This window comes from Cupriavidus sp. FW305-46 (assembly GCF_058787075.1).
Genome location: NZ_JBYSZI010000010.1, coordinates 108909 through 129128, shown reverse-complemented (window position 1 = coordinate 129128; position 20220 = coordinate 108909). Strand labels below are relative to the sequence as shown.

The window sequence follows — 20220 nt, the reverse complement described above, 5'->3', positions numbered from 1 at the left end:
ACGCGCGGGTCCCTGGACACTTCGGCATACGGGCCTTCGGCCAGGATCGCGCCACGCTGCAGCACGGTGATCTTGTCGGCGATCGACGAAACCACGCTCATGTTGTGTTCCACCATCAGGATGGTGCGGCCCGCCGAGACCTTCCTGATCAGCTGCGTGACGCGGTCCACGTCTTCGTGGCCCATGCCCTGCGTGGGCTCGTCGAGCAGCATCAGCTCGGGCTCCATCGCCAGCGTGGTGGCGATCTCCAGCGCGCGCTTGCGGCCGTATGGCAGGTTCACCGTCAGCGTCTGCGCGAACTCGGTCAGGCCGACCTGTTCGAGCAGTTCCATGGCGCGGTCATTGAGCACGTCCAGCGAGCGCTCGCTGCGCCAGAACTGGTACGCCGTGCCGAGCTGGCGCTGCAGCCCGATGCGCACGTTCTCCATCACCGTCAGGTGCGGGAATACCGCCGAGATCTGGAACGAACGGATCACGCCGCGCCGCGCGATCTGCGCGGGCTTTTCACGGGTGATGTCGATGCCGTTGAAAAGGATTGTGCCGGTAGTCGGCTCCAGGAATTTGGTGAGCAGGTTGAAGCAAGTCGTCTTGCCCGCGCCGTTGGGCCCGATCAACGCATGGATCGACCCGCGGCGCACCTGCAGGTTGACGTCGCTCACCGCGGTAAAGCCGCGGAAGGCCTTGCCGAGGTTGCGGGTCTCTAGTATCAGGTCTTGGTGCATGGCCTTGACTCCGTGGCGCTGCCTTGTCGGTTGGGATGGCGCGGCATGCTCAGCCCGCCACGGGCAGCGCAGCGACCGCGTACGCGTGGCGCAGCGTGCGCCCCAGCACCGGATCTTCCAGCTCGATTTCGAAGCGCTCGGCCGGGCGGATGCCGCCGATCGCGGGCAGCGTGCCGCACAGCATCGCCGAGCCTTCGCCAAAGTCGCCGCCATGGCCGCTGAAGCGCTGCAGCAGGTCCGCCGGGGAGCGCATGGCGGTCACCGGGCCTTCCTGGTACAGCACGCGCTCGCCGTCGATGGTGGCGTAGGAGCGCAGCACCAGCTGGTCCCAGTGGCCTTCCACCTCAGAAAGGAGCCACAAGGCCGACGCACAGGGCTTCTCGCACATCTGCTTGGACACGGTGATGCCGTAGGTCTCGGCTTCGCGGTCGGTATGGTCCGAGGCAATGCCCACCAGGATGTCATCGCCGTCCCGGACCAGCAGGAACTCGGCTTCGCCGCTGCTGGCCCCGCCGCTGACCTGGATCTCCGGGGCCGGCCCCAGGCGTTGCGCAGCCACGCGATAGAACACCGGGGTATAGGGCGGGCGCTTCACGCCCAGTTCTTCCAGTTCCCGGATGTGGGCTTCCATGGCTTCGACGTCGCGGCCGGTCCAGCCCGCCACGATGAGCTGGTGGATGGTGACGGTGCGTTGCGACTTGCCCTGGCGGCTGACGAGTTCAAAGGTGAGGGTCTTCATGATCGGTTGCCTCTCTGCAATGGGGTGGAGCGCCGGCTGGAATGCCGGCCTCGGTGAGGGATATGGGCTTACTTCCTGACCAGCGGGCAGGTGCTTGCGCTGAGCGGGCGGAACGCTTCGCTCGCGGGAATCACGCTCTTGATCTTGTAGTAGTCCCACGGCCGCTTCGACTCCTGCGGCCGCTTTACTTCGACCAGGTACATGTCGTGCACCATCAGGCCATCGGCGCGGATCGTGCCGTTCTTCGCGAAGAAGTCATTGACCGGGGTCTCGCGCATGCGCGCCAGCACGGCATCGCTGTCATCGGTGCGCGCGGCCTGGATCGCCTTCAGGTAGTGCGTGGTCGACGAATACACACCGGCATGCACCAGGGTCGGCATGCGTCCGGTCTTGTCGAAGAAGCGTTGCGACCACGCGCGCGTGGCGTCGTCGCGATCCCAGTAGAACGATGTGGTCAGCGTCATGCCCTGCGCGGCTTGCAGCCCCAGGCTGTGGATATCGCTGATAAACATGTGCAGCCCGGCCAGCTTCTGCCTGCCCGCGGTGTTGATGCCGAAATCCGCGGCGGTCTTGATCGCATTGACCGTGTCGGCGCCAGCGTTGGCCAAACCGATCACTTTCGCACCCGAGGACTGTCCCTGCAGCAGGTAGGACGACAGGTCGGCGGAGTTGATCGGATGCCTGGCCTTGCCCTTCAGGGTACCGCCGACACTGGACAGCGCCTCGGTGCCGTCCTTCTCCAGCGACGCGCCCAGGGCGTAGTCGACCGTCAGGAAGTACCAGCTGTTGTCGCCGCGCCGGGCCAGCGCCTTGACCGTGTTGGCGGCAAAGGCGTAGGTGTCGTACGAGTACTGGATGGTGTAGGGCGAGCAGTCTTCATTGCTCAGGCGCGTGGTGCCGGCACCGCTGGCGATGACGATCTTGTGCTTGAGCTTGCCCAGGTTGGACACGGCCAGCGCGACCGAGGACGGCAGGGCGTCCTGGATCACGTCGACCTTCTGGTTGTCGAACCAGCCGCGCGCCAGCGTGGCGGCGACGTCGGTCTTGTTCTGGTGGTCGGCGCTGACCACCTGGATGGGGGCGCCCAGCACCTTGCCGCCGAAATCGTCCACGGCCATCTGCGCGGCCACCACGGAGCCCTTGCCGCCGATATCGGAAAAGATCGACGACATGTCGGTCAGCACACCGATCTTGACCACGCCGTCGCTGATGGGGGCCGGGTCGGCTGCAGAAGCAGTCGCCGCAAACAGGATGGCGCAGGCCAGTACGGCGGCGCCGGTACGGATATCAGGCATTGTTGTCTCCACTGTAGTTATGGGTACTTCTGTACTGCTGCGGGGGCTCAGCCCCGCTCGTGCCGCAATGCCGCCTCGATGCCCATGCCGATGGCCAGCAGCCTGCGGTCGGACAGGTGGCGCCCGAACAGCATCAGGCCCACCGGCGCGTCGCCCAGGCGATGGCATGGGACCGACAGCGCGCACAGGTCGAGCATGTTGGCGATGGCCGGGTTGCGCAGCAGCAGCCGGTTGGTGCTGAAGAAGGCTTCGTCGTCGTCCAGGTCCGCGATGCGCGGCGCCACGACCGGCACGGTGGGCAGGACCACGGCATCGAATCCCGCCAGCTCGGCATCGGCCTGCCGGCACAGCTCGCCCCGGCGCTGCAGCATGCGCAGGTAGTCGGCGGCACGCTGCCCGTCAGCCAGCCGGATGCGCGACAGCACGCGCGGGTCATAGCGATCGGCCTGCTCAGCCAGCAGGCTGCCGTGCCAGGCACTGGCTTCCGCGGCGACCAGGCCGCCGTTCGCGCCGATGCCGGCCAGCTGGTCCCAGCTGTCGAAGCTCACGTCCTGCAGCAGCGCGCCCGCCGCGGAGAGCCGGCGCAGCGTGCGGCTGAAGACCTCGGCCACCTCGTCCGACATGCCTTCCAGTACCAGGCCGGTGGGCACCGCCAGGCGCAGCCCTGCCAGCGGCGCCGGCCCCGCGGGCGGCGCCTCGCCCGCCATCACGGCATCAACGGCGGCGCAGCACGCCACGGTGTTGGCCAGGCAGCCCACCGAGTCACAGCTGGGCGACAACGGCACCGTGCCCTGCAGCGGCACGCGCCGCGCCGTGGGCTTGAAGCCGGCGATGCCGCACAACGCGGCCGGGATCCGGCACGAGCCGCCGGTGTCGGAGCCGATCGCGGCCAGGGCCATGCCGTCGGTCACCGACACCGCGGCCCCCGACGACGAGCCACCGGGAATGCGACCCGTCTGCCGGTCGTAGGGATTGCGTGGCGTGCCGTAGTGCGGATTGATGCCGACGCCCGAGTAGGCGAACTCGGTCATATTGGTACGCCCGACAAACACCGCCCCCGCCGCACGCAAGCGCGCGATGACCGGCGCGTCGGCACTGGCCGCACGCTCCGGCAGCACACGTGCGCCGGCGCGGGTCACGTCGCCCTGCACGTCGAACAGGTCCTTGACCGACACCGGCACGCCCGCCAGCGGGCCGGCCACGCCCTGCTCGCGCAGCATGTCGCTGGCCTGGGCCTGCTTGCGCGCCGCCATGCTCACGCCATGCGGGAATACGCGCGCGCCCTCGCCGCCTGGATTGCAGATACGTTCGACGCATGACGCCAGCAGGGACAGCGCGTTGGCACTGCCCGCGGCAAGCTGGCGCTGCGCGGTTGCGATGGTCGCTTCCATGATCAGGCCGGGTCGTAGTAGTGGATCTCCAGCAGCATGCAGCCGCCGTCGGACTTGAACGGGCCGTGGAAGGCGCCGGGCGGGCGGCAGGCGTAGGTGTTGGGGACGAAGGCTTCGCCGCCCTTGCCATTGGCGTCGTTGCCGACGGTCAGGTCGCCGCTGAGCAGATAGACCTCTTCCCAGTACTCATGCACGAAGGGCGAGGTGGTGAACACGCCGGGCTGGAAGCGCAGCAGGCGCGTACGGCTGCCGCTGCGGCCGTTCTCGTCCAGCGAGCCGGCCAGGATCTTCTGCTGGATGCCCGACGGATAGCCGTGGGGGACCTCCCAGCCGGACTCCAGGTCCAGGGTGTGGAACTCGTCGTGAAGTTTGGTGATTGCCATGTCGATCTCCGTGTTCGATGCGGGAATTGGGAAAGGTGCGGAACGTCAGGCGGCCTGCGGCAGCTTGGCCAGTTCGCTTTCAAGGGAATAGCTGCCGAGCATGTTGTCGACCAGGCCGGATGCGTTCTGCCAGTCGTAGGTGCGATAGGCATGCCCCTTGGTGACAAAGGTGGCGCCGGCATAGAACATCTCGTACTGGTTGTGGCGCGACGCAAACTCGGAGCCGACCGCGTCCCAGGCGAGCTTGAAGAACTTGACGCGCTCTTCCGGGCTGCACACCGGCGACTTCTGCGTCTTGGCGATGATCCCGGCGAGCGACGGATTGGCGAAATCCTCGATGCTCGACGGCAGCATGATCATGCCGCCGCCGGCCAGCTCGCGCAGCGTGGCCAGCACCTTGCCGTAGAGCTGCTGGGTCACCACCTGCGAGCCGTACAGCATGCTGCGGTCCGGCACGAAGTAGCCATGCTTGCCGACCTGGCCCTTGGCCTCCATGCCGTAGACCCAGGCCTCGACCATGCCTGCTTCGGCGGCGAGCTGGCCCAGCATTTCCCTGACCTGCGGGAAGCTGTTGGTGCCGTTGATCTCGGTGATGCGGTGCGCCAGGCCTACCAGGAAACGCAGCTTCACCATCAGCCGCACCTGGCACTGGTAGTTCTGGTAGACGTGCGCCGGCGTGGCGTGGAATTGCCTGGCGCACAAGCCCACGTCGCCCGCGACGAAGATGCGCTCCCACGGCACCTTGACGTCGTCGAAATAGAGCACCGCGTCGTTCTCGTCAAAGCGGCTGGCCAGCGGGTTGTCGAACACCGAGGTGGCATTGGCTTCATACGACTTGCGCGACATCACCTTCAGGCCCTTGGTGTTCATCGGCACTGCGAAGGACAGCGCATACATCTCGTCGCCCTCGCGCAGCGGCTGGATGCAGCTGCAGAAGACCTCATTGGCCATGATGCCGCTGGTCGCCAGCATCTTGGCGCCGCGCACGGTGATGCCCTCCGCGTCCTGGTCGACGATGCCCACCGCCAGGTACTTGTCTTCCTGCTCGTGCGCGGACTTGGACTGGTTGGCCTGCGGGTTGACGATCACATAGGTGAGGAACAGGTCGTTGTCGCGGGCATAGCGGTAGTAGTCGCGCAGCGCGCCGGCACGTGCCGGATCGGCCTGCTCGAAGACATCGATGCCCATGTACATGCCCGAGATGCAAGAAGCCACGTGGTCGGGCGAGCGGCCCATGAAGCCGTAGTGCAGTTCGGTCCAGGCTTCCAGCATCTGGCGGCGTTCGACCAGTTCGTTGTAGCTGGCCGGCAGCTCCCAGATCCGGCTGACGCGCCGGTCGGTGCCCGCCGGCTGGAAGGTCATCTTGTCGATATTGCCCGGCTGCGCCTGGAAGTCGTAGAGGTTGGCGTAGCTGCGGATCGAGTTGCGGAAGGCCGGGTGGCTGGTGACATCCGTCACCCGCTTGCCGTCCAGGTACACCTCGCGGCCATCGCGCAGCATGGCGATGTGCTGGTTACCGGTCTTGATCATGTCGTTCTCCTGTGCTGACTGTCTGTTCTTGTGGATTCAGGCGGCGGCCGGGCTGTCTTCCAGTGCCCGGTACTTGCCGCCAAAGAAGATGAGGGGCCGGCCGTCCTGGCGGGCCTGGTGACGGACCACCCGCCCGATAAAGATCACGTGGTCGCCGCCGTCGTGCATGGCATAGGGCTCGCACTCGAAGGTGGCCAGCGCGTCCGGCAGCAGCACGTGGCTGTCCTCGTTGCGCTTGCTGAAACCGATGCCTTCCCACTTGCCGGAATTGGCCCTGGCGAAGCGGTTCGAGATATCCTGCTGCGCCTCGGCCAGCACGTTGACGGCATAGCGCCGCGCGCTGCGCAGGTCGCCCAGGCTCAGGCAGCGGCGGTCCACCGAGAACAGCACCAGCGGCGGGTCCAGCGATACCGAGTTGAACGACGCCACCGTGATGCCGACCGGCAGCCCTTCTTCGCGCGGCGCGGTAATCACGGCAACGCCTGTTGCAAACATCGCCAACGCATTCCTGAAGCGGCGGTGCGCTTCTGCGTCCGCTTCGGCGTCCGCTTTGACGCCCTGACCAACAGATGACTCAGCCATCACGACTCCTACGCAAGTGTTCTCACCAAACCGGTTACTTTGTTATTTACCTTTGTAATTTAGGTTTTATTGAATGCTAAAAAACAACGCTATCCAAGTTGGTGGAAACCCTAGAATGCGGAGCCGGACAGCCCTCCGAGGCGACTCAATGAAGTTCGGAAACCCTTTCTGGACAAGGCTTTCCGGTTAGCGAACAGGTGGCGCCATGCAACCGGAATTGCAGCTGTCCGCGCGTCAAGCAACCCTACCGGCAGCATGGCGCTGCCGCGAACGGCCGCTACCCGGTGCTAGACTCGGCCCCACTTTCCTTGACCAGCGGGTACGCTTTGCCCACGGTCGTCCCCATCCGCCTCCAGGAATGAGCGCTATGCAATCCGAGCCGAAGACCCTTCCGATCTACATGGACTACAGCGCGACGACACCGGTCGACACCCGGGTCGTCGAGAAGATGGTTCCCTACCTGCACCAGCAGTTCGGCAACCCCGCATCGCGCAGCCATTACTACGGCTGGCAGGCGGAAGAGGCAGTCGAGGCCGCGCGCGCGCATGTGGCGGCGCTGCTGAATGCGGACCCGCGCGAGATCATCTGGACCTCCGGCGCGACCGAGGGCAACAACCTGGCGATCAAGGGCGCGGCGCATTTCTATCGCGGCAAGGGCAACCACATCATCACCGTCAAAACCGAGCACAAGGCCGTGCTCGATACCTGCCGCGAGCTGGAACGGCAGGGCTTTGAGGTGACCTATCTCGACGTCGGCACCGACGGCCTGGTCGACCTTGACGCGCTGCGAGCGGCCATGCGGCCGGACACCATCCTGGTTTCGGTGATGATGGTCAACAATGAGATCGGCGTGATCCAGCCAGTCGCGCAGATCGGCGAGCTATGCCGCGCGGCGGGGGTGGTGTTCCATTGCGATGCGGTGCAGGCCGCCGGCAAGATCGCCATCGACCTGGATACCCTGAAGATCGACCTGCTCACCGTGACGGCGCACAAGGTCTATGGCCCGAAAGGCATCGGCGCGCTCTACGTGCGGCGCAAGCCGCGCATCCGCATCGAGGCGCAGATCCACGGCGGCGGGCATGAGCGCGGCATGCGCTCAGGCACCCTGCCAACGCACCAGATCGTGGGCATGGGCGAGGCCTTCAGGCTGGCAAAGCTCGAACTTGCGGAGGAAGCGCGCCGCGTGGGCGCGTTGCGCGACCGGTTGCTGGCGGGGCTGTCGCGGCTGGACGAGGTCTACGTCAACGGCAGCCTGGCGCACCGTATCCCGCACAACCTGAACATCAGCTTCAACTATGTCGAAGGCGAGTCCCTGATCATGGGCATCAAGGACGTGGCGGTGTCGTCAGGCTCGGCCTGCACCTCGGCTTCACTGGAGCCCTCGTTCGTGCTGCGGGCGCTGGGCCGCAGCGACGAGCTGGCACATAGCTCGATCCGCTTTACGCTTGGGCGATACACCACCGAGGCAGAGGTGGACGAGGTCATCCGGCAGGTCAGCGAGACCGTTACCCGCCTGCGTGAACTGAGCCCGCTATGGGAGATGCACCAGCAGGGCATCGATGTCGGCACGGTGCAGTGGGCCGCGCACTAGCCCTTCTGCCGGCGCGCCTGCAGATGTTCGAGATCCAGCGCGGCGCGATCGCCGTTGGCGACCAGCCGGTCGACCACCGAGCACAGCACCTTGAATTCGGTGCGGGAAACGCCGTCGAACAATACGTCGTTGATCTGCTGCTGCACCGGCAGCAGTTCATTGAGCAGACGGGTCCCGGCGGCGGTGATGGTCAGACGCATCTTGCGCTTGTCTTCGGGATGGGCCTTCTTGTCGATCAGCCCCAGCTTCTTGAGCTTGCCGGTCTCGATGGTGATGAACGGGCCGCTCAGGTGCAGATGGTCGGCGAGCTGGTTGACCGTCACCTCGCCTTGCTGCGACAGGTGCAGGATCGAGCGGATCAGCGAATACTGGACCCCCGTCAGGCCGATCAGGCTGCCAAAGCCGTCGCGCACGGACAGCAGGCGCGCGGCAAACGGCAGCAGGCCATTCACCAGGTGCCGGAATTCACGGTCCGAGCCGTCGACCAGGCACGCCGGATGCGTAACGGTCAGGTTCTTGTTTGCAGAAGTCGTTGCCATCGGCGGAATGTCCACTTAGCTTTTGATGCAAGCTTTGTGCCAAATTCTATCAAACTCCCCGCAACACCCGCCCCTCCCTTAATCCAAACGCCTGAGTCCAGCATGAACACAATCCCGCTCGCCACCGCCAAAGCCCGGCTGGCCCAATACGTCGAGGCCAAAGACAACAATCGTCCGGCGCTGATCCACGAAGCCTTCGCTCCGGATGCGTCGCTGACCTTCTCGATCGATACCGACTCCATCAGCTTCCCGCCCAAGGCCGAAGGCGCGGATGCCATTGCCGCGACGCTGGTCAGCGAGTTTGCGAAGACGTTCGACCGCTGCCGGACCTACTACCTCGGCGACGTTGCGGCGGCGCTGGACGGCAACGCCATGACGATCCCCTGGCTGGTGGTGATGCGGGAAACCGCGGCCAGCGCCTTGCGCGTCGGCAAGGGCGATTACCGCTGGGGCTTTGCCGCCGGCGATGACGGCACGTACCGTATCGCCAGCCTGCATATCCATATCGAACGGATGGACACGATCGCCGATCCCGGCGCGGTCACGTTGGCGGCCTTGCAGGCGGCACTGCCCTATCCCTGGCTGCCGGCGCCGGTGCTTGCTGCCAGCATCCAAGCGCAAGCCAGCGCGCAACCCGCGCTGGGGTTCCTGAATGTGTTCGCGCAAGCGGCCCGCATGCCTTGACGGGCGCGGGTCATCTGGCCGGCAATTGCTGCGCGACCAGCGCCACCCAATACGCCGCGCCCAGCGGCAGGATCCTGTCATTGAAGTCGTAGTAGGGATTATGCAGCGGCGGGTCCTCCGCGCTTTCACCCGCGCCGATGCCGATATAGGCGCCGGGGCGCTTTTCCAGCATGAAGGCGAAGTCCTCCGATCCCATTGCCGGCTTGATATCGGTCTTCACGTTGTCGGCGCCCACCAGTTGGGCGGCGGCGGCAATGGCAGCGTCGGTCTCGGCGGGGGTGTTGACCACGCCGGGGTAGCCGGGGCGGTAGTCAATCGCGATCCGCGCGCCGTGGGTCGTGCCCACGCCCTCGCAGATCTGCCGCATCGCGGTTTGCATGCGGTCGCGCACCGCGGGGTTCAGCGTGCGGATGGTGCCGCGCAGCACCACCGACTCAGGCAGCACGTTCCAGGTATCGCCGCCGTGGATCTGCGTGATGCTGACCACGACCGCATCGGTGGGATCGGTGCGGCGGCTGGCAATGGTCTGCAGCGCGGTGACCAGGTGCGCGGACACGACCACGGAATCGATGCCGTGGTGCGGCTGGGCGCCATGTGCGCCCTTGCCGGTGATGACGATCTCGAAGTTGTCGAGGAACGCGGTCATGGTGCCGGCGCGGATGGCGAACTTGCCGCGCGGCAACTGGGGGAAGTTGTGCATGCCATAGACGGCATCGGCCGGGAACTGGTCGAACAGGCCCTCTTCCACCATCACGCGGCCGCCGCCTTCATTCTCCTCGGCGGGCTGGAACACGAAATGCACCGTGCCGCGGAAGGCATCGCGGTGGCGCGACAGGTGCGCGGTCGCGCCCAGCAGCATGGCGGTATGGCCGTCGTGGCCGCACGCGTGCATCTTGCCCGCGCAGGTGGAAGCGTGGGCGGCCTTGCCCAGCTCCTGCATGTTCAGCGCATCCAGGTCCGCGCGCAGCGCGATGCTGGGGCCGTCGCCGTTGCGCAGGGTGCCGACCACGCCCGTCGTCGCCAGTCCCCGCTGCACCTCGATATCCATCAGACCCAGCGCCTGCGCCACGATGCCGGCAGTGCGGTGTTCTTCGAATGCGGTTTCCGGAACAGCGTGGATGTCGCGGCGCCAGGCCAGCATGTCCTGGCGGATGTCGTCGGCAATGTCGGGGTCGCGGTGCATGGGTAATCTCTGCTACGGGTGGGTTCAGTGGAAGAACTCGGCAATCAGCGTGGCGCCGAGGAAGGTACCGGCCGTGGCCGTCAGCGAAACCACCACGATGCGCCAGCCGAGCAACCGGAACACCGGCAGGTCCTTGGCCACCGAGAAGCCCGCCAGCGCCAGCACCGGCGTGGTGAAGGTCATGAAATTGAGTTTTTCCGTCATGGCGATGACGGCGTCGGAGAACGGGAACATCCCCGGCACGCCGATCAGCGTGACCACCACCGACATCGTCAGCAGCAGCGGCACGCGCGGGAACACGCGCTTGAGCAGGTCGCAGGCCGCCACGATGGCAATGGCCACCAGGATGCCCTTGAGCGATACCGACAGCGGCACGTTGTATGACAACTTGTTGCCGATCAGCACGCCGGCGCCGACCACGAACCAGCCCAGCGCGGCATCCCGCGCCGAGGTGCCATGCGCCAGCGCGCCATCGAGCTTGACGTCCTGCACCTCGCGCATGGCGTCACGGCGCGAGAAGCGGCCCAGTACCGGCTCCAGCTTGCCGTACAGCCATGAGCACAGCGGCAGCGACAGGAACAGCGTGAAATAGAAGCCGGCCACCGAGGTCAGCAGGTTCGACGCCGCGGCAATCGCCATGATCTCGGAAGCCTGCCCGGGGTGCTGCGCGACGATGGCGCCGACGGCCGCCGCCATCAGGCTGCCCGAGCCCACGCCGGCACCCATGGCCAGCGAACGCGGATCGAAGATGCCCAGGCTGCTGACAAACCCCGACAGCACCGCGATGAAGAGCGCGCCCAGCACGGTGCCGGTGATGTACTCGGCCAGCACGCCGCGGCCTTCCGGCGACGCCATGCCGTATTTCTCGCCGATGATGACGATATTGCCCTCGCGCCCAACCGAGAAGGTCGCGCCGACGGCCTCGCGCTTGATGCCGAGCAGCAAGGCCAGCGGCAGGCCCAGCGCCAGCGTCCCGAGCGCGTGCCCGAACTCCTGGAACAGCAGCGCCCAGCCCGCGTCCTTGAGCTGCGGCAGCGCGCCGCCCACGGTCAGGCCGAGCTTCACCACGAACAGCAGCAGCCCGGCATTGAGCAGCCCGGTGGCAAGCGATTGCAGCGGCGCGTCGATGCGCACCGCGCGCGGCACGTTCCGGGCCGCGATGCCCCACGCCGCGGCCATCAGCAGCGCCCACAGCATCGGCATCAGCACGACCTTGCCGGGCCCCAGCTTGAACTGCACCGCGCCAATGGTTTCGGCAATCGCCACCACGACCAGCGTGACAACGGCCAGTCGTACCTTGCCACTGCCGGTGACGGCGGCAATCGGGGAAGCGGACGCAAGCGCCGGCTGGGCAATGGGGTTGGTCATCGGGTGTCTCCGCGGGAAGGCTGCTTATGTCGCACAAACGTGCTCTCTTCGGCATTCCGGTTCGATCTTGACCGCTTACCGGGAAGGATCAGGCTAGTATTCCGGCGCCTGAGCGTTTCATCAATGATCGTGATATGGGAAACTTGTTGCATTCAATGCAACGCTCAAGCGGAGTGACACGTGCTTTCGATGGACGACAAACTGGACACGCGGCGCGTGCGCTACTTCATGCAGGTGCTCGACAGCGGCTCGGTCCGCGGCGCCGCCGAAGTCCTCGACATGGACCCCTCAGCCGTCAGCCGGGCCATCGCCGTGCTGGAGAAAGACTGCGGCACGCGCCTGCTGGAGCGGCATGGCCGCGGCGTGGTTGCCACCGAGGCGGGCGATCTGCTGGCCGCCTATGTCCGCAACCAGAACAACCAGAAGCAGCAGTTGCTGGCCGAACTCGACAGCATCCAGAAGGTGGCGCGCGGCCATATCGACATCGTGGCGGGCGAAGGTTTCGTGGAATGGCTGATGCGCCATAGCCTGCGCACCTTCATGCTGGCCCACCCGGGCATCACGGTGGACCTGTCGGTGGGCAGCACCGACGAGATCGTGCAGCGCATTGTCGATGGCAGCGCCCATATCGGACTGGTGTTCCAGCCGCCCAGGGACGCGCGGCTGCGCTGCCACCACGCCCATCCGATGCCGATCCAGACCCAGGTGCTGGCCTCGCACCCGCTGGCGCAGCTGGGCCGGCCGCTGGACCTGCAGGACCTGCTGCCCTACCCCGGCGCCACCCTGCACCGGACCTTCGGCGTGCGCCAGCACATCGAGGCCGCAGAGATCAGCGAGGGCGTGCGCCTGCAGTCGCTGCTGACCACCTCGTCATTCAATGCGCTGGGGCATTTCGCGGCGGCGGGGCTTGGCTATGTCCTGTGTACGCGCCTGGCCTTGTGGAACCAGCTTAACGAGGCGCCCGTGGTGTCGCTGCCAATGAAAAACCCCCTGCTTTACCAGGGGGAAATCCAGACCGTGTCGCGCCAGGGCCGGGTGTTGTCGCCGCCGGCGGCACGGCTGTTGCGGCAGATCGTGGGGGATTTCTCGGCGCTGATGACTGGGGAGTAGGCCCTACTCCGCCGTTGCGCCGGAGGCCTTCACCGCCTTGCCCCACTGGTCGCGCTCGCTGCGCATGAAGGCATCGAAGGCTGCCGGACCCAGCACGCCTGGCCGGCCGCCCAGTTGCTGCAGCCGCTGGCCAAACTCCTTGCGCGCCAGGATGGCGGCTACCGACCGGTGGACCGCATCGATCACCGGCTGCGGCGTACCGGCGCGCGCCACCAGCCCGAACCACCCGGTGACCACGAAGTCGTCCACGCCTGCCTGCGCCATGGTCGGCACCTGCGGCAGCCCGGGCACGCGCTCCGTGCCCGTCACCGCCAGGGCCCTGACGGTGCCCGCGCGCAGCTGACCCTCCGCCGACGGCAGGTTGTCGAACATGAACGCCACCTCTCCAGACATCACCGCCGCCAGGCCCAGGTTGGCGCCCTTGTACGGCACGTGCAGCGCGTCGATGCCGGTGCGTAGCTTGAACAGTTCGCCCGACAGGTGCGTGGTCTGGCCGATGCCGGATGAGCTGAAGGTGAGGCGCCCCGGCTGCGCCGATGCCAGCCGCTTCAGGTCCGCGACGTTGCGCACCGGCGAGTCGGCCTTGACCACCAGCACATTGGGAAACACCAGCACGTCGGCAATGCCGGCCATGTCGGCGGGCGTGTACGGCAGCTTGGGGTACAGGCTGTAGTTGATGGCATTGACGCCGGTATTGCCCATCATCAGCGTGTAGCCGTCCGCCGGTGCCCGCATCAGCGCCTGGGCGCCGACAATGCCACCGCCGCCGGGCCGGTTCTCGACCAGCACCGGCTGGCCCCAGCTGCCGGCCAGTTCCTTGGCCAGCAGCCGCGCGGTGATGTCGCCGCTGCCGCCAGGCGGGCCTGGCACGATCAGCGTGACCGGACGGTCGGGGTAGCCGGCGGCATGCGCCACGCCGCTGCAGAGCATCGCCAGCAAGGCGATGCCTGCCATGCGAAGCCAGGCAAGGCGGGCAGCGTTCCGATACAGGTTTGCATTCATCACGATCTCCTTGGGCGGCCTTGCGCCCGGTCAGCGACGCACCAGCGGACAGCCCGATTCCGCCAGCGGCTTGAAGGCCTTGTCGCCCGGAATGGTGGCCAGCAGCTTGTAGTAGTCCCACGGGTATTTCGATTCGGACGGGCGCTTCACCTCGAACAGGTACATGTCGTGCACCATCAGCCCATCGTCTCGGATGCGGCCGTTCTTCGCGTAGAAGTCCGCCACGGGCAGCTCGCGCATCTTGCGCATCACCGCGGGCGCCTCGGTCGAACCGGCGGCCTGCACGGCCCTCAGGTAGTGCAGCACGGACGAATAGACGGCCGCCTGGCTCATGTTCGGCATGGCCCTGACTTTGTCGAAATAGCGCCGCGAGAAGGCCCGCGTCTCCGCGTTCATATCCCAGTAGAACGCTTCGGACAGGACCATGCCCTGTGCGGTCTGCAGGCCGATGGCATGGACGTCGTTGATATACATCAGCAGGCTGGCCAGCCGCTGCTTGCCGCCGGCACGGATACCGAACTCGCGCGCCGACTTGATGACGTTGACCAGGTCGCCGCCAAAGCTGGCCAGGCCGATCACGCCGGCATCGCTGCCTTGCGCCCGCACCACCGCGGACGAAAAGTCGGACGCGCCCAGCGGGTGGCGTACCTCGCCGGCCACGCTGGCGCCCTCCTGCTCCAGCGCGGCCCGGGCCGCATTGACGATGTCATGGCCGCCGGCGTAGTCGGCCGTGATGAAGTACCAGCGCTTGCCGCCCTGCCTGGCCACGGTACGCGCGACCGAGTTGGCCAGCGCATAGGAGTCGTAGGCGTAATGCACGGAAGTGGCCGAGCACAGGTCGCCGGTCAGCCGGTCCGATGCCGGACCGCTGAGCACCAGCACCTTGCCTTTCTCGCGGGCGACGTTGAGCACGGCCAGCGCCGTCGACGAGCCCGTCACGTCATGGATGGCGTCGACCTTGCGCACGTCGAACCATTCGCGCGCCTTGCTGGCGGCAATGTCGGCGCGGCCCTGGTGGTCGGCCACCACCAGTTCCACGTCGCGCCCCAGCACCTTGCCGCCGAAGTCGGCAATGGCAAGCTGGGCTGCCGTGGCGGTGCCTTTGCCGGAGATGTCGGCGTAGACGCCGCTCATGTCCAGGATCAGGCCGATCTTGACGGACTCGGCGGCGCGCGCGGGCTGCGCCGCCAGGCCCAGCGCGGACCATACCGTCACGCATACACATGCCGCGGCAAATCGGCGCGCGCGTGCCAGGCCCTGCCATTGAAGTTGCATAGCTGTCTCCTCGCCGTACGATGCGGCGTTGTCGGGTCTTGCGATGGGGTGGGAGCGTCTTGCGTCGCTGGTGCGGACGGCTACCCGGCCATCAGTCCGGTGTCGCGGATCATTGCGGTCCAGCGCTCGCGCTCGGACTGCAGGAACCTGGCATAGCCGGCAATGGTGCCGCCGGTGGGCGTGACCCCCAGCGCCACCATGCGCTCGCGCATCGCGGGCGCGCCGATGGCCGCTGCCGCCGCCGTGTGCAGGCGCTCGGCAACCGGCGCCGGCGTCCCGGCCGGCACGAACAGGCCGTTCCAGATCGGCACGGCATAACCGGGAAAGCCCAGTTCCGCCACGGTCGGCACGTCCGGCATGCTGGCCGTGCGCTCGGCGCTGATGGTGGCAAGCACGCGCACGCGGCCGTCCTGCACCAGCGGGCGCGTGAATGGCACGGTCATCACGGCCACGTCGATGCGGCCTTCCAGCAGGTCGGCCAGCGCCGGGCTTTCGCCCTTGTACGGCACGTGCACCATCGATACGCCGGCACGCTTGCTCAGGTATTCGAGTGCGACATGCAGCGGACCAAGCATGCCGGTGGACATGTAGGAAACCGCCCGCGGCCGCTTGCGCGCCGCCGCGAGCAGATCGTCGAGCGAGCGGTACGGGCTGCCGGCTGCGACCGTCAGCACATAGTCGACATTGCAGAGGTAGGCCACCGGCATCAGGTCCCGCACCGGGTCATACGGCAGCGACGGCTGCGTGTAGGCCAGCACGATGTTGGTGCCCACGCCCCCGAGCAGCACGCTATAGCCGTCAGCCGGGCTCTTGGCCACGGCCGTGGCCCCGATGGCGCCCGCCGCTCCAACGCGGTTGTCCACCACCATCGGCTGGGCCAGCGAGGACTCCATGGCGCGGCCCAGCAGCCGGCCCAGCGTGTCGGTGGCGCCGCCGGGGGCGAACGGAACGACCAGGCGCACCGGCCGGTTCGGATAGGCGCCGGCACCGGTCGTAGCCAGCGCCGACGTGGCCGGCCAGCCCAGCGGCGCCAGCAGGCCGGCGGACAGGCCGCGCAGCACGCTGCGCCGCCGCGCTGACACACCGCGCTCCCGCGCGCTCCCCTTGCCGCTCGCGGCGCCCACATCATGATCGCCACCCGTCTCGGTGCCGCCTTGGCCGCGGCCCTCTGCATCCAGCACTTTCATGTCGTGTCTCCTCTCTTTGCGTGGCCCGCGCACGGTTCGGTGCCGGCGTCGGGAAATCACTGGCGCCCGGCCCGGCTCAGACCCGGACCGCGCTGACCGTAAGGCCGCCGTCGATATGCAGCGTCTGCCCCGTCATGAACCCGGAACGCTCGTCCAGCAGGAAGGCGATCGCATGCGCGATCTCTTCCGGCGCGCCCACGCGCTGAACCGGCACCGCCGCCATCAGCGCCCGGGTCTTGGGGTCGTCCGGCGGGCTGGCCGTGCGGAACAGCTCGGTGGCGATCGGCCCGGGGGCGATCACGTTCACCGTGATGCCGGACGCCGCCAGCTCCAGCGCCCAGGTGCGGCTCATGCCGATCACCGCGGCCTTGCTGGCGCTGTACGCGGTGCGGTTCACCTTGCCCAGTGCCGCGCGCGACGACAGGTTGACGATGCGCCCGGCGCCCTGCGCGCGCATGCCCGGCAGCAGCGCCTGGGCGCACACCAGCGCCGCATTGACATTGACGCGCATCGCGTCGTCCATGTCGGCGAGCGAGGCGTCGTCCAGCGAGGTGGTCGGCGCCATCGCCGCATTGTTGACCAGCGCATAGAACGGTTCCTGCGCGGCCAGCCGCGACACCAGCGCCCGCGTCTGCGCCAGGTCGTTCAGGTCGCAGCAATGAAAGGCCGGGTCGTCAGCCAGGTCTGCCGGCCGGGTCCGTGCCAGGCCAATGGCCTCATATCCATCCTCGCGCAGGCGCGCCAGCGTGGCGCGCCCGATACCCTTGCTCGCGCCGGTGACCAGCACGCGTCGTCTCGTAGCCATCGATACTCCTTGTATTAAGAAATGCGGTGCGGTCCCTGGCGCTGTGCGCCCAGCACCTTGCGTCCGATGATCAGCTTCTGGATCTCCGAAGCCCCTTCGTAGATGCGCATCGGCCGCACGTCGCGGAACAGCTGCTCGATCACGCACCCTTGCGTGATCCCGAGCGCGCCGAACAGCTGCACGGCGCTGTCCACCACGCGGAACGCGGCCTCGGTCCCGCCCAGCTTGGCCATCGCGGCCTCGCGGGTGATGGTGGCCTGGCGCACGTCGCGCAGCCACGCGGCGCGATAGACCAGCAGCGCGGCGGCTTCCATGTCCAGCGCCATGTCGGCCGCGCGCATGCGCACCGTGTCCATCTCGGCCATGGGCTTGCCGAACAGCGAGCGGCTGCCCATGCGCGCCACGGTCTCGTCCAGCGCGCGGCGCGCGATCCCGACGGCGGCGGCGCCGACCGACGAGCGGAAGATGTCCAGCACCGACATCGCCACCTTGAAGCCGTCGCCCGGCGCACCCAGCAGGTGGGCGGCCGGCACTTCGCAATGGCGCAGGTGCAGCGTGGCCAGCGGGTGCGGCGCGACGATCTCCAGGCTGGTGTCGATGGTCAGCCCGGGGCTGCCGGCTTCGACCAGGAAGGCGGACAGCCCCTTGGCGCCGGGCGCCTGTTCGGAGCGCGCCACGATCACGTAGTAGTCGGCAATGCCGCCGTTGGAGATATACGTCTTGGCGCCGTCCAGCACATAGACATCGCCGCGCCGCGTGGCGGTGGTCGCGGTAGCGGCCACATCCGATCCGCCCTCGGGCTCGGTCAGCGCAAAGGCCGCAATCTGCCCGCCTTGCCGGCAGCCGTCCAGAAATCGCTCGCGCAAGGCGGCGCTGCCATGCAGCCACAGCGGGGCGGCACCGATGCCTTGCATCGAGAACACAAAATCCGCCAGCGCCGAGCCATACGACAAGGCTTCGCGCACCATGCAAACCGAGCGCAGGTCCAGCGCCGGGCGTGCGTCACCTTGCAGCGTAGGCACCGAGTAGCGCAGCAGCCCGGCCTGGCCCAGCTCGGCGGCCAGGCGGCGGCATTGGGCCGGCAGCGGCAGGGCCTCCAGTTCCGGCGCCAGCGCGGCCTGGCGCTGCTGCCAGTCATCGAGTTCGCGCGCCAGGGCGGCATGGCTGGCGTCGAAGAAGGGAAGATCCCAATGGGTCCATTTCAGCATCGTGCAGTCTCCTCGGCCGCCAGCATCTGCTGGGCCATCGTGCGCAGTTCGTTCTTGCGGACCTTTTCGCCGTTCGGGCTCGGGGTCACCGGAAAGGCATCGACCCGGAACACGCGGATCGGCACCTTGAACACCGCCAGCTGCGCCTTGCATGCGGCCAGCACCGCGGCCTCGGCATGGGTATAGCCGCTGCGGCCCATGACGAAGGCCACCGGCCGGGCGCTGCCGTGGGCCTCCACGGCGACCACCTGGCACGCAGCGGCGCCGCTGGCCGACAGCACCACCTCTTCGATCTCCAGCGGATTGACCAGGTAGCCGCCGATGCGAAGCACATCGCCGATGCGCGACAGGTGCGTGAAGCCGCCATCGCCGTTCAGGTAGGCCAGGTCGCCGGTACGCAGGTACCCATCGTCGGTAAAGGCGGCGGCAGTGGCCGCGGCGTCATCGAGATAGCCAAGCATGACGTCGGGGGTGAGCAGCTCGAGTTCACCGGATTCACCCGGCGGCAGGCACTCGCGGGTCTCCAGCGAGCGCACGCGCACGCGCGCCGCCGGCGCCAGCGGCACACCTCCCGATTGCTCGCGCCGCGCCAGCGGGGCTTGTGCCGGCTGGCTGGCGAACAGCGCCAGGGTTTCACTCAGGCCATAGCAGCCGCGCATGGCAATGCCGCGCTGCTGCGCCCGTTGCGGCAAAGCCGTCAGCCCCGGCGTGAAGTTGGCATGCCCGTACATGCGCAGCACAGGCGGCTTCCATTCCGGGCCGCCCGCGTCCAGCAGCTTGTCCAGCATGTCGTTGGTGCCGAACATGTGCGTGATGCCGTCCGCCACCAGCAGGCGCGCGGTCTCGGCCGGCTCGAAGTTCTCGACCAGCGTCAGCGGCGCCTGGGCGGCCAGCGCGGTCATGGCAACGGTGTAGCCGAAGGCGCCGCAAAGCGGGATCGCCAGCAGCAGCCTGGCGTCGCCGCCCTGCATGGCAAGGGCGGCCGCCACGTCGCCCGCGTGCCGCGCCACCCGGCCCTGGCCATGGACGATCAGCTTGGGCTGGCTGGTGGTGCCGGACGAGGACAGGATGATGCACGCATCGCCGGGCTCGCCACCGGCAACAGCATCTGGCGCAGCGCCAGCCAGGTCATCCAGGTCAACGCGCGCCAGCCGTGGCCACGGGTGCGCCACCGCGCCGGCGCGGCCCAAGGGCGCGTGCACCGGCGTCTGCAGCAATGGCACCGCCAGCGCAAGCGTGGCGAGGCTGTGCGGCTCCACCGCGCCCATCAGGGCGTCATAATCCTTGCCCCGGTACGCCGGCATGTACACCAGCGCCTTGCAGCGGGCACGGCGGATGAAGTCGCCGGCTTCCATTGCGCCATACCGCATGTTCAGGCTCATGACGCTTGCGCCGATGCGGGCGCAGGCAAAGGCAACGCCAAGCCAGTCCGGCACGTTCGGCAGCCACAGGCCCACCACGTCGCCGCGGCCTATGCCATGCCGGCGCAGGCCGCCGGCGATGCGCAAGGCGCGCTCGCGCAGCGCGCCGTACGTGATCGCGCTGCCCTCGAAGCGCAGCGCCACCGCATCGGCAGGCGCGGCGTCAAGCAAGTCGAACAAGGTACGTTCCACCATGATCGCTCCC

19 protein-coding genes are annotated in these 20220 nt (G+C 67.6%); 3 read left to right on the top strand and 16 right to left on the bottom strand.

Going from position 1 to position 20220, the window contains the following annotated elements; genetic code table 11:
* The 7 genes from AC3WON_RS07465 to AC3WON_RS07435 form a co-directional block, all read right to left on the bottom strand.
* Positions 1-722 (bottom strand): ABC transporter ATP-binding protein (locus tag AC3WON_RS07465; protein ID WP_492317951.1); only part of this gene is annotated, 722 nt, incomplete at its 3' end.
* A gap of 49 nt (positions 723-771) precedes the next feature.
* Positions 772-1461: a DUF2848 domain-containing protein gene (locus tag AC3WON_RS07460; RefSeq protein WP_492351531.1), complete on the bottom strand. Its 690-nt coding sequence runs from the start codon at positions 1459-1461 to the stop codon at positions 772-774.
* Positions 1462-1529: 68 nt separating this feature from the next.
* On the bottom strand, positions 1530-2756 hold the full coding sequence (locus AC3WON_RS07455; protein WP_492317953.1) for an ABC transporter substrate-binding protein: 1227 nt from the start codon (positions 2754-2756) through the stop codon (positions 1530-1532).
* 47 nt (positions 2757-2803) lie between these two features.
* Positions 2804-4147, bottom strand: a complete 1344-nt coding sequence (locus tag AC3WON_RS07450; RefSeq protein WP_492351530.1) for an amidase — start codon at positions 4145-4147, stop codon at positions 2804-2806.
* Between the two features lie 2 nt (positions 4148-4149).
* Positions 4150-4530, bottom strand: coding sequence for a cupin domain-containing protein (locus AC3WON_RS07445; RefSeq protein ID WP_492317955.1), 381 nt, complete (start codon positions 4528-4530; stop codon positions 4150-4152).
* Positions 4531-4575: 45 nt separating this feature from the next.
* On the bottom strand, positions 4576-6060 hold the full coding sequence (locus AC3WON_RS07440) for a 4-hydroxyphenylacetate 3-hydroxylase family protein (RefSeq protein WP_010812511.1): 1485 nt from the start codon (positions 6058-6060) through the stop codon (positions 4576-4578).
* 36 nt (positions 6061-6096) lie between these two features.
* Complete coding sequence (locus AC3WON_RS07435) at positions 6097-6642, bottom strand: flavin reductase family protein (protein ID WP_013952145.1); 546 nt, start codon at positions 6640-6642, stop codon at positions 6097-6099.
* Positions 6643-7009: 367 nt separating this feature from the next.
* On the opposite strand from AC3WON_RS07435, the gene AC3WON_RS07430 reads away from it, so the two are divergent.
* Positions 7010-8233: an IscS subfamily cysteine desulfurase gene (locus AC3WON_RS07430; protein WP_492351529.1), complete on the top strand. Its 1224-nt coding sequence runs from the start codon at positions 7010-7012 to the stop codon at positions 8231-8233.
* On the opposite strand, the gene AC3WON_RS07425 is transcribed toward AC3WON_RS07430, so the two are convergent.
* Positions 8230-8772: a MarR family winged helix-turn-helix transcriptional regulator gene (locus tag AC3WON_RS07425; protein WP_492317957.1), complete on the bottom strand. Its 543-nt coding sequence runs from the start codon at positions 8770-8772 to the stop codon at positions 8230-8232. The two genes, AC3WON_RS07430 and AC3WON_RS07425, sit on opposite strands and share 4 nt — an antisense overlap.
* Positions 8773-8874: 102 nt before the next feature.
* On the opposite strand from AC3WON_RS07425, the gene AC3WON_RS07420 reads away from it, so the two are divergent.
* Complete coding sequence (locus tag AC3WON_RS07420) at positions 8875-9456, top strand: hypothetical protein (RefSeq protein ID WP_492351528.1); 582 nt, start codon at positions 8875-8877, stop codon at positions 9454-9456.
* A 10-nt stretch (positions 9457-9466) separates the two neighbouring features.
* Here AC3WON_RS07420 and AC3WON_RS07415 read toward each other — a convergent pair whose 3' ends face one another.
* Together AC3WON_RS07415 and AC3WON_RS07410 are read right to left on the bottom strand one after the other, a co-directional pair.
* Positions 9467-10639 (bottom strand): M20 aminoacylase family protein, encoded by a 1173-nt coding sequence (locus AC3WON_RS07415; RefSeq protein ID WP_492351527.1) that lies wholly within the window; start codon positions 10637-10639, stop codon positions 9467-9469.
* A gap of 24 nt (positions 10640-10663) precedes the next feature.
* Entirely contained in the window at positions 10664-12007 is a 1344-nt protein-coding gene (locus AC3WON_RS07410; RefSeq protein WP_492351526.1) for a DUF3100 domain-containing protein, read from the bottom strand.
* Between the two features lie 189 nt (positions 12008-12196).
* On the opposite strand from AC3WON_RS07410, the gene AC3WON_RS07405 reads away from it, so the two are divergent.
* The gene (locus AC3WON_RS07405) at positions 12197-13117 is read left to right on the top strand and encodes a LysR family transcriptional regulator (protein WP_492317961.1); all 921 of its coding nucleotides are present in this window, start codon (positions 12197-12199) and stop codon (positions 13115-13117) included.
* A 3-nt stretch (positions 13118-13120) separates the two neighbouring features.
* Here AC3WON_RS07405 and AC3WON_RS07400 read toward each other — a convergent pair whose 3' ends face one another.
* The 6 genes from AC3WON_RS07400 to AC3WON_RS07375 all read right to left on the bottom strand — a co-directional run bounded on the left by AC3WON_RS07400 (position 13121) and on the right by AC3WON_RS07375 (position 20210).
* Positions 13121-14119 (bottom strand): Bug family tripartite tricarboxylate transporter substrate binding protein, encoded by a 999-nt coding sequence (locus AC3WON_RS07400; RefSeq protein WP_492317962.1) that lies wholly within the window; start codon positions 14117-14119, stop codon positions 13121-13123.
* Positions 14120-14149: 30 nt separating this feature from the next.
* Positions 14150-15394 carry an ABC transporter substrate-binding protein gene (locus tag AC3WON_RS07395; protein WP_492351525.1) on the bottom strand — a complete coding sequence of 415 codons (1245 nt, stop codon included), beginning with the start codon at positions 15392-15394 and terminating at the stop codon, positions 14150-14152.
* A gap of 80 nt (positions 15395-15474) precedes the next feature.
* Positions 15475-16581 (bottom strand): Bug family tripartite tricarboxylate transporter substrate binding protein, encoded by a 1107-nt coding sequence (locus tag AC3WON_RS07390; protein WP_492317964.1) that lies wholly within the window; start codon positions 16579-16581, stop codon positions 15475-15477.
* Between the two features lie 76 nt (positions 16582-16657).
* The gene (locus AC3WON_RS07385; protein ID WP_492317965.1) at positions 16658-17386 is read right to left on the bottom strand and encodes an SDR family oxidoreductase; all 729 of its coding nucleotides are present in this window, start codon (positions 17384-17386) and stop codon (positions 16658-16660) included.
* A gap of 14 nt (positions 17387-17400) precedes the next feature.
* Complete coding sequence (locus AC3WON_RS07380) at positions 17401-18594, bottom strand: acyl-CoA dehydrogenase family protein (RefSeq protein ID WP_492317966.1); 1194 nt, start codon at positions 18592-18594, stop codon at positions 17401-17403.
* A complete protein-coding gene (locus AC3WON_RS07375) occupies positions 18588-20210 on the bottom strand; it encodes an AMP-binding protein (protein ID WP_492351524.1) in 1623 nt (540 codons plus the stop codon). The genes AC3WON_RS07380 and AC3WON_RS07375 overlap by 7 nt, the downstream gene beginning before the upstream one ends.
* Positions 20211-20220 lie beyond the last annotated feature (10 nt).

Coding starts and splice junctions, on each gene's coding strand:
- AC3WON_RS07445 (WP_492317955.1), bottom strand. CDS start 4,530: ATGGCAATCACCAAACTTCACGACGAGTTCCACACCCTGGACCTGGAG.
- AC3WON_RS07400 (WP_492317962.1), bottom strand. CDS start 14,119: ATGAATGCAAACCTGTATCGGAACGCTGCCCGCCTTGCCTGGCTTCGC.
- AC3WON_RS07450 (WP_492351530.1), bottom strand. CDS start 4,147: ATGGAAGCGACCATCGCAACCGCGCAGCGCCAGCTTGCCGCGGGCAGT.
- AC3WON_RS07405 (WP_492317961.1), top strand. CDS start 12,197: ATGGACGACAAACTGGACACGCGGCGCGTGCGCTACTTCATGCAGGTG.
- AC3WON_RS07375 (WP_492351524.1), bottom strand. CDS start 20,210: ATGGTGGAACGTACCTTGTTCGACTTGCTTGACGCCGCGCCTGCCGAT.
- AC3WON_RS07430 (WP_492351529.1), top strand. CDS start 7,010: ATGCAATCCGAGCCGAAGACCCTTCCGATCTACATGGACTACAGCGCG.
- AC3WON_RS07410 (WP_492351526.1), bottom strand. CDS start 12,007: ATGACCAACCCCATTGCCCAGCCGGCGCTTGCGTCCGCTTCCCCGATT.
- AC3WON_RS07435 (WP_013952145.1), bottom strand. CDS start 6,642: ATGGCTGAGTCATCTGTTGGTCAGGGCGTCAAAGCGGACGCCGAAGCG.
- AC3WON_RS07415 (WP_492351527.1), bottom strand. CDS start 10,639: ATGCACCGCGACCCCGACATTGCCGACGACATCCGCCAGGACATGCTG.
- AC3WON_RS07455 (WP_492317953.1), bottom strand. CDS start 2,756: ATGCCTGATATCCGTACCGGCGCCGCCGTACTGGCCTGCGCCATCCTG.
- AC3WON_RS07385 (WP_492317965.1), bottom strand. CDS start 17,386: ATGGCTACGAGACGACGCGTGCTGGTCACCGGCGCGAGCAAGGGTATC.
- AC3WON_RS07420 (WP_492351528.1), top strand. CDS start 8,875: ATGAACACAATCCCGCTCGCCACCGCCAAAGCCCGGCTGGCCCAATAC.
- AC3WON_RS07460 (WP_492351531.1), bottom strand. CDS start 1,461: ATGAAGACCCTCACCTTTGAACTCGTCAGCCGCCAGGGCAAGTCGCAA.
- AC3WON_RS07390 (WP_492317964.1), bottom strand. CDS start 16,581: ATGAAAGTGCTGGATGCAGAGGGCCGCGGCCAAGGCGGCACCGAGACG.
- AC3WON_RS07380 (WP_492317966.1), bottom strand. CDS start 18,594: ATGCTGAAATGGACCCATTGGGATCTTCCCTTCTTCGACGCCAGCCAT.
- AC3WON_RS07440 (WP_010812511.1), bottom strand. CDS start 6,060: ATGATCAAGACCGGTAACCAGCACATCGCCATGCTGCGCGATGGCCGC.
- AC3WON_RS07425 (WP_492317957.1), bottom strand. CDS start 8,772: ATGGCAACGACTTCTGCAAACAAGAACCTGACCGTTACGCATCCGGCG.
- AC3WON_RS07395 (WP_492351525.1), bottom strand. CDS start 15,394: ATGCAACTTCAATGGCAGGGCCTGGCACGCGCGCGCCGATTTGCCGCG.